The organism is Streptomyces sp. NPDC052114 (assembly GCF_040680155.1).
Classification (GTDB): domain Bacteria; phylum Actinomycetota; class Actinomycetes; order Streptomycetales; family Streptomycetaceae; genus Streptomyces.
This window is the reverse complement of the sequence record NZ_JBFAWC010000008.1, coordinates 402,549-409,693: the sequence shown is the minus strand read 5'-3', so window position 1 is coordinate 409,693 and position 7,145 is coordinate 402,549. Positions and strand designations below refer to the sequence as shown.

Here is a 7,145-nt window from a genome sequence, read left to right as displayed (position 1 = left end):
ATCTGGCGTTGACTTTTGGCACGCTGTTGAGTTCTCAAGGAACGGACGCTTCCTTTGTACTCACCCTCTCGGGCTTTCCTCCGGGCGCTTCCCTTTGGTATTTCGTGTTTCCAACCTTACCAGATCCGTTTTCCGTTCCGTTCCCGGTTCGGATTTCATTTCCGGTGGCCGTTGGAGGGCCTTTGCCTTTCGGCTGATCCGACTTTATCAGAAGTTTTCGACCGGCTTGACCGGCTCGATTTTTCCGAATGATCGGGGGGTGGCTTCTCAATTAATGAAATTCGAGAAGCAGGGAGATGTTAACCCTTGCCACTGGACTTGTCCAGCTCTAGGCAACTGTTCGAATCTACCTCCCCAGTCCTTCCGTGTCAACGGTTTTCTTGGGGCGAGGAGGACACTAGCAGCTCAGGCAGGTCGTACGCACATCACGCTGCGACCGGGACCGAGGCGCTGCGTTCGGCCTGGTCCAGGTCGCCCGTCTCACCCGCGCGGGCCGCTCTGCCGCCCAGGACGTAGACGTACACAAGAAATGCCAGTTCAGCGGCGACACCGATGGTGATGCGGGCCCAGGTCGGCAGGCCGGACGGGGTGACGAAGCCTTCGATGGCGCCCGATACGAAGAGCACCAGGGCCAGGCCGATGGCCATGCCCAGGGCGGCTCGGCCCTCCTCCGCCAGCGCCGCGCGACGCGTGCGCGGGCCCGGGTCGATGAGGGTCCAGCCGAGGCGCAGGCCCGTACCTGCGGCTACGAAGACGGCGGTCAGCTCCAGGAGGCCGTGCGGCAGGATCAGGCCCAGGAAGACGTCGAGGCGACCCGCCGAGGACATCAGGCCGATGCCGGCACCGATGTTGAGCATGTTCTGGAAGAGGATCCAGATCACCGGGAAACAGAGGAAGGCGCCCAGGACCAGGCACATCGCGGCGGCTTGGGCGTTGTTCGTCCAGACCTGGGCGGCGAAGGACGCCGCGGGATGGCTCGAGTAGTACGTCTCGTACTCGCCGCCCGGCCGGGTCATGGCCCTCAGTTCGTCGGGCGCCGCGATCGTGGACTGGACCTCGGGGTGCGTGGCGATCCACCAGCCGATGACGGCGGCGAGGGCCGTGGAGAGCAGGGCCGTGGGAATCCACCAGTGGCGGGATCGGTAGACCGCGGCGGGGAACCCGTGGGTGAGGAAGCGGGTCACGTCGCGCCAGGAGGCGCGGCGTGTGCCGGTCACGGCACTACGCGCGCGTGCCACCAGCTGTGTCAGGCGTCCGACGAGCTGTGGGTCGGGGGCGCTGGACTGGATCAGGGAGAGGTGGGTGGCGGTGCGTTGGTAGAGGGTGACGAGTTCGTCGGCCTCGGTGCCGGTGAGGCGGCGGCGTCGGCGCAGCAGGGTGTCCAGGCGGTCCCACTCGGCTCGGTGGGCGGACACGAAGACGTCGAGGTCCATCGGCTGGCTGCTCCTCGTACTGCGGCGCGTGATTGTTCAGCTTGGCAGACTGGCCAGTCCTACGGCAGGGCAGGGAAGGGCGGCGGGCGTGAGTGAGCTTGTGACGGGCGAGGCGGTGGCGCTGGAGCTGCGTCCCGCGAAGCTGCCGAGCCGGGCGCTGGCCGTGCTGATCGATCTGGTCGTGGCGTGGGCGGTCTATCTCGCGGTGACCATCGGGATCATCGCGTCGACCTCGTCGCTGGACGACGCCGCGGCGGCCGCGGTGGCGGTCGCCGGTTTCGTACTCGTACTCGTCGGTGGGCCCATCGCGGTGGAGACGCTCAGTCGTGGGCGGTCGTTGGGGAAGCTGGCGTGCGGGCTGCGGGTGGTGCGGGACGACGGCGGGCCGATCCGGTTCCGGCACGCGCTGGTGCGGGGGGCCGTGGGGGTCGTCGAGATCCTGATGACGTTCGGGGTCGTCGCGTGCATCGCGTCCCTCGTGTCGGCGCGTGGGCGGCGGGTCGGGGACGTGTTCGCGGGGACGCTGGTCGTACGGGAGCGGGTGCCGGTGGCGCAGTCGGCGTTCGTGCCTCCGCCGCCGCCCTGGTTGGCGGGGCGGTTCGCCGGGCTCGATCTGTCCGGGGTGCCCGAGGGGCTGTGGCTGGCGATCCGCCAGTACCTGACGCGGATGGGGCAGCTGGATCCGCAGGTGGGCTGGGCGATGGCCGAGCGGCTCGCCGGTGATCTGGTGGAGCGGACCGGTACGCCTGCGCCGCAGGGTGTTCCACCGGCCGCGTACTTGGCGGCCGTGGTGCATGAGCGGCAGGCGCGGGACGCGCGGCGGGCCTTCGGCGGTGCGGTCGCGGCCGGGAGTCCTGGCGGTGCTGCCGGTCCCGGTGCCGGGACCGGTTCAGCGGGCCTCGGTACCGGTCCGGCTCCGGTCGCGCCTTCGCCCGGTGCTCCCGTGGCGGGCGACTCCGGCTCGGGCAACGGGCGTTACGCGGCGCCCGTGGAGCGGGGCGAGGAGCCCGCACCTCCGGCCACGGGGTTCGTGCCGCCTGCCTAGGTGAAGACGGACGGCGGGGTTTCGAGGTGTTCGAGCTCGATGCCGGGGGCCGCGAGGACGACGTCGCCGGTGAGGTGGACGGCGTGCTGTTCGCCGGTGTCCAGGTCTGTGACCTGGTATTCGTCCACGGTCAGCGGGCCGCTGTCAGTGGCGTGTGCTTCGCTTTTCAGCAGGGCCCAGGACTGGTCGAGGGTGCGGGGGGCCAGGACCGGGTCGGTGAAGGCGACCAGGCGGATGCGGGTCGCGGGGGAAGCGGGGGTCAGGCGCAGGAGCCGGGCCGTCGCGACGAGGAAGGCGGGGGACGTGCCGGTGAAGGCATGGGCGGGGGCGTTGTCTTCGGTGGCGTGCGCGCCGGTGGCGTCGGTGCGGACCCAGGTGACGCCGTTGAGGGCGCCGGCGCGGACCTGCCAGTCACCCGCGTGGAGTTCGAGGCGGATGGGCCGGCCGCGGTCGTCGAGCGCGAGGTCGACGGAGCCGGTGGGGGTGCCGGAGGGGGTGGTCCGTTGGGAGACGTAGCGCCAGCCGGAGGGGCCGGGCGCGCAGTGGAAGTGTTCTTCGCCGAGGGGGGTGTGATCGTGCGGATCATGGAGCGAATAGCGGCCGCGGGGCATGGGTCTCGGTCCTCGGTCCTGTTCCTGGCGTGAGTCTCGTCGGCCACGTGTCGTGGGCCGCAAAGGGGCAGGCCCCCGCCACGGGGGCGAGGGCCTGCTGAAGTGGTGCTGACCGGTGGCCGGTCGACCGTCAGTAGCGGTAGTGGTCGGGCTTGAACGGGCCCTCGACCTCGACGCCGATGTACGCGGCCTGCTCGGGGCGGAGCGTCGTGAGCTTCACGCCGAGCGAGTCCAGGTGCAGGCGGGCGACCTTCTCGTCCAGGTGCTTGGGGAGGACGTAGACGTCGGTCGGGTACTCCTCCTGCTTGGTGAACAGCTCGATCTGGGCCAGCGTCTGGTCCGCGAACGAGTTGGACATCACGAAGGACGGGTGACCGGTCGCGTTGCCCAGGTTCAGGAGGCGGCCCTCGGACAGCACGATGAGGACCTTGCCGTCGGGGAACGTCCAGGTGTGGACCTGCGGCTTGACCTCGTCCTTGACGATGCCGTCGATCTTCGCGAGGCCGGCCATGTCGATCTCGTTGTCGAAGTGGCCGATGTTGCCCACGATCGCCTGGTGCTTCATCTTGGCCATGTCCGAGGCCATGATGATGTCCTTGTTGCCGGTCGTGGTGACGAAGATGTCGGCCTTGTCGACGACCTCGTCGAGCGTGGTGACCTGGTAGCCGTCCATCGCCGCCTGCAGCGCGCAGATCGGGTCGATCTCGGTGACGATCACGCGGGCGCCCTGGCCGCGCAGGGACTCCGCGCAGCCCTTGCCCACGTCGCCGTAGCCGAGGACGACCGCCGTCTTGCCGCCGATGAGGACGTCCGTGGCGCGGTTGATGCCGTCGATCAGCGAGTGGCGGCAGCCGTACTTGTTGTCGAACTTCGACTTCGTCACGGCGTCGTTGACGTTGATCGCCGGGAAGAGGAGCTGGCCGTCACGCTGCATCTCGTAGAGACGGTGGACGCCGGTCGTGGTCTCCTCGGTCACGCCGCGGATCTCCGAGGCGAGCTGGGTCCACTTCTGCGAGCCCTCGGTGATGGTGCGGTTGAGGAGCTGGAGGATGACGCGGTGCTCGTCGTTCTCGGCGGTGTCGACCGAGGGGACCTTGCCGGCCTTCTCGTACTCGACGCCCTTGTGGACCAGGAGCGTGGCGTCGCCGCCGTCGTCCAGGATCATGTTCGGGCCGCCGGTGGGGGTGTTCGGCCAGGTCAGCGCCTGCTCCGTGCACCACCAGTACTCCTCCAGGGTCTCGCCCTTCCAGGCGAAGACCGGGATGCCCTGGGGGTCGTCCGGGGTGCCGTTCGGACCGACGGCGATGGCCGCGGCGGCGTGGTCCTGGGTGGAGAAGATGTTGCAGGACACCCAGCGGACCTCGGCGCCCAGGGCGACCAGGGTCTCGATGAGGACGGCGGTCTGCACGGTCATGTGCAGGGAGCCCATGATGCGGGCGCCGGCCAGCGGCTGGGAGGCGGCGAACTCCTTGCGGATCGACATCAGGCCGGGCATCTCGTGCTCGGCGAGGGTGATCTCCTTGCGGCCGAACTCGGCGAGGGAGAGGTCGGCGACCTTGAAGTCCTTGCCGTTGATGAGAGTCATGAGTGAGCTGCTCCTCGTGGATGGGTCGAGGGTGGACATGGCTGACCTGCGGCATCGGGCACAAGGGTGCACCGGTGCACGCAGCGCAGTCCGTCGGAGGCCCTCTCTCCCTCGGACGATCCGTGCGTGGACCGCCCGACCGCCATCAGCAGCGACGTCTGGCTCAGTCACAAAGCTACACCGATTGGCCCAGCAAGCCCCAGCCCGCCTCCGGGCACGTCCTGGTGGGCGAATAGGCCGTCAGACCCGGACGATATGGGACCTTTGCGCTTTTGATCCTGCGCTTATGTGTTGCAGGATGCCAGGAGATCGGGAACATTTGCGCGACCTTGTTCGGCAAAGGCGTAAGGAGATCCACGTGTCCAGTCCGGCCGACGCCCCCATAGGCGGGGGCAGCAGCGGGCAGAAACGGCTGAAGCTGCTCGCGGTGACCGCCTGTCCGACCGGCATCGCCCACACGTACATGGCGGCCGAGAAGCTCTCGCAGGCCGCGGAGAGCCTCGGCATCGACATGAAGGTGGAGACGCAGGGCTCCATCGGGGCCGAGAACGTTCTCTCTGACAACGATGTCAGGGAAGCCGACGGCATCATCATCGCAGCCGACAAGGACGTCGACCGCAGCCGGTTCGCCGGCAAGCGGGTGCTGTCGGTCGGTGTCTCCGAGGGCATCAGCCACCCGGAGCGGTTGATCGAGCGGGTGCAGAGCGCCCCTGTGCACGGCGGGGGCGCGGGCGGCGGGAGCGCCGAGACGTCCACCGGCGGCTCCGGGGGCGGGGGCGGCAAGGAGCGCAGCGTCGCGTACAAGGCGCTGATGAACGGCGTCTCGTACATGATTCCGTTCGTCGTGGTCGGTGGGCTGCTGATCGCGATCTCGCTGTCGCTCGGCGGGCACACCGACCCCAAGGGCGGGCTCGTCATCCCGGACGGCTCGTTCTGGATGCACGTGAACCAGATCGGTGTCATCGGGTTCACGCTGATGGTGCCGATCCTGTCGGGATACATCGCCTACGCCATCGGGGACCGGCCCGCGCTGGTGCCGGGCATGATCGGCGGGTGGATCGCCAACACCGGTGACCTGTACGACTCCAAGGCGGGCGCGGGCTTCATCGGGGCCATCGTCACCGGCTTCCTCGCCGGTTATCTGGTGCTGTGGATCAAGAAGGTCAAGGTCCCGAAGTTCGTCCAGCCGATCATGCCGATCATCGTGATCCCGATCGTGGCGACCACGGCGCTCGGCCTGTTCTTCATCTACGTCATCGGGAAACCGATCTCGTGGATCTTCGAGCACCTGACCAGCTGGCTCAGCGGCATGACGGGGACCAGCGCGATCCTGCTCGGCGCGATCCTGGGGCTCATGATCGCGTTCGACATGGGCGGCCCGGTCAACAAGACGGCGTTCCTGTTCGGTGCGGGGCTCATCGCGACCGGCAACCAGACCGTCATGGGCATGTGCGCCGCCGCGATTCCGGTCATGCCGCTCGGCCAGGGCCTCGCGACGCTGATCCGCAAGCGGCTCTACACGGAGCAGGAGCGGGAGACCGGGCTCGCGTCCTTGTTCATGGGCTTCTTCGGAATTTCGGAAGGCGCCATCCCCTTCGCCGCCGCACGTCCCGCGCAGGTCATCCCCGCCAACATGCTCGGCGGTGCCGTCGCCGGTGCGATCGCCGGTATGGCGAGCGTGAAGGACGCGGTGCCGCACGGTGGCCCGATCGTGGCGGTGCTCGGTGCCGTCGGTGGCGTACCGATGTTCTTCGTGGCCATCGCCATCGGTTCGGTGGTCACCGCGCTCACCACCGTGGCGCTGGTCGACCTCAGCGAGCGCAAGCGGCGCGGGGCGCCGCTGGTGGACGTGCCGGGCGGGCCCGAGCCGGTGCTCGCCGGGGTCGGGGCGGTCGCGGGTGGCGCGGCGGTCGCGGCGGACGGTCTCCACAAGGCTCCGGCCCCGGCTCCGGCGGCCCCCTCCCCCGAGCCCGCCGCCGAGGTCCTCTCCGGCTACCTCACCGAGCAGACCGTGAAGGTCCGGCTGGCGGCGGACGAGAAGGAGGCGGCGATCCGCGAGATGGCCGAGCTGCTCGCCACCACGGGCAAGGTCAACGACGTGGAGGAGCTCGTGGCGACCGCGCTGCGGCGCGAGGCGCAGGGCACCACCGGGCTCGGCGAGGAGATCGCGATCCCGCACGCCAAGACGGATGCCGTGGACTCGCCCCTCGTGGGCTTCGCGCGGTCGGCGGAGGGCATCGAGTGGGGTGCGCTCGACGGTACGAAGGCCAAGCTGATCTTCATGATCTCGGTGCCGGAGGCGGCTGCCGGGGACGAGCATCTGCGGATCCTCGCGCTGCTGTCGCGGAAGCTGATGGACACCGGCTTCCGTGAGCGGCTGGAGGCGGCGCCGGACGACGCGGCGGTCCTCGACGTGCTGCGCGAGGTCAGGTAACTCCCTCCGCCGGGCCATGGACACGTGATGGGGCCCC

General features: G+C 69.1%; 6 protein-coding genes. 3 read left to right on the top strand and 3 right to left on the bottom strand.

Translation table 11 applies throughout. From position 1 onward, the window contains the following. On the top strand, window positions 1–197 hold a 197-nt coding region (locus AB0L89_RS20415), incomplete at its 5' end, for a hypothetical protein (protein WP_365142674.1). A gap of 228 nt (window positions 198–425) precedes the next feature. Here AB0L89_RS20415 and AB0L89_RS20410 read toward each other — a convergent pair. Then, window positions 426–1,433, bottom strand: coding sequence for a stage II sporulation protein M (locus AB0L89_RS20410; protein ID WP_365142672.1), 1,008 nt, complete (start codon window positions 1,431–1,433; stop codon window positions 426–428). Window positions 1,434–1,521: 88 nt separating this feature from the next. On the opposite strand from AB0L89_RS20410, the gene AB0L89_RS20405 reads away from it, so the two are divergent. Then, window positions 1,522–2,478, top strand: a complete 957-nt coding sequence (locus AB0L89_RS20405; protein WP_365142670.1) for an RDD family protein — start codon at window positions 1,522–1,524, stop codon at window positions 2,476–2,478. On the opposite strand, the gene AB0L89_RS20400 is transcribed toward AB0L89_RS20405, so the two are convergent. Together AB0L89_RS20400 and ahcY are read right to left on the bottom strand one after the other, a co-directional pair. After that, window positions 2,475–3,089, bottom strand: a complete 615-nt coding sequence (locus AB0L89_RS20400) for a hypothetical protein (protein WP_365142668.1) — start codon at window positions 3,087–3,089, stop codon at window positions 2,475–2,477. The two genes, AB0L89_RS20405 and AB0L89_RS20400, sit on opposite strands and share 4 nt — an antisense overlap. 130 nt (window positions 3,090–3,219) lie before the next feature. Next, window positions 3,220–4,674, bottom strand: coding sequence for an adenosylhomocysteinase (ahcY, locus tag AB0L89_RS20395; RefSeq protein WP_365142666.1), 1,455 nt, complete (start codon window positions 4,672–4,674; stop codon window positions 3,220–3,222). Window positions 4,675–5,032: 358 nt separating this feature from the next. Between ahcY and AB0L89_RS20390 the strand changes: the two genes are divergently transcribed. Further along, on the top strand, window positions 5,033–7,108 hold the full coding sequence (locus AB0L89_RS20390; RefSeq protein WP_365142664.1) for a fructose-specific PTS transporter subunit EIIC: 2,076 nt from the start codon (window positions 5,033–5,035) through the stop codon (window positions 7,106–7,108). Window positions 7,109–7,145 lie beyond the last annotated feature (37 nt).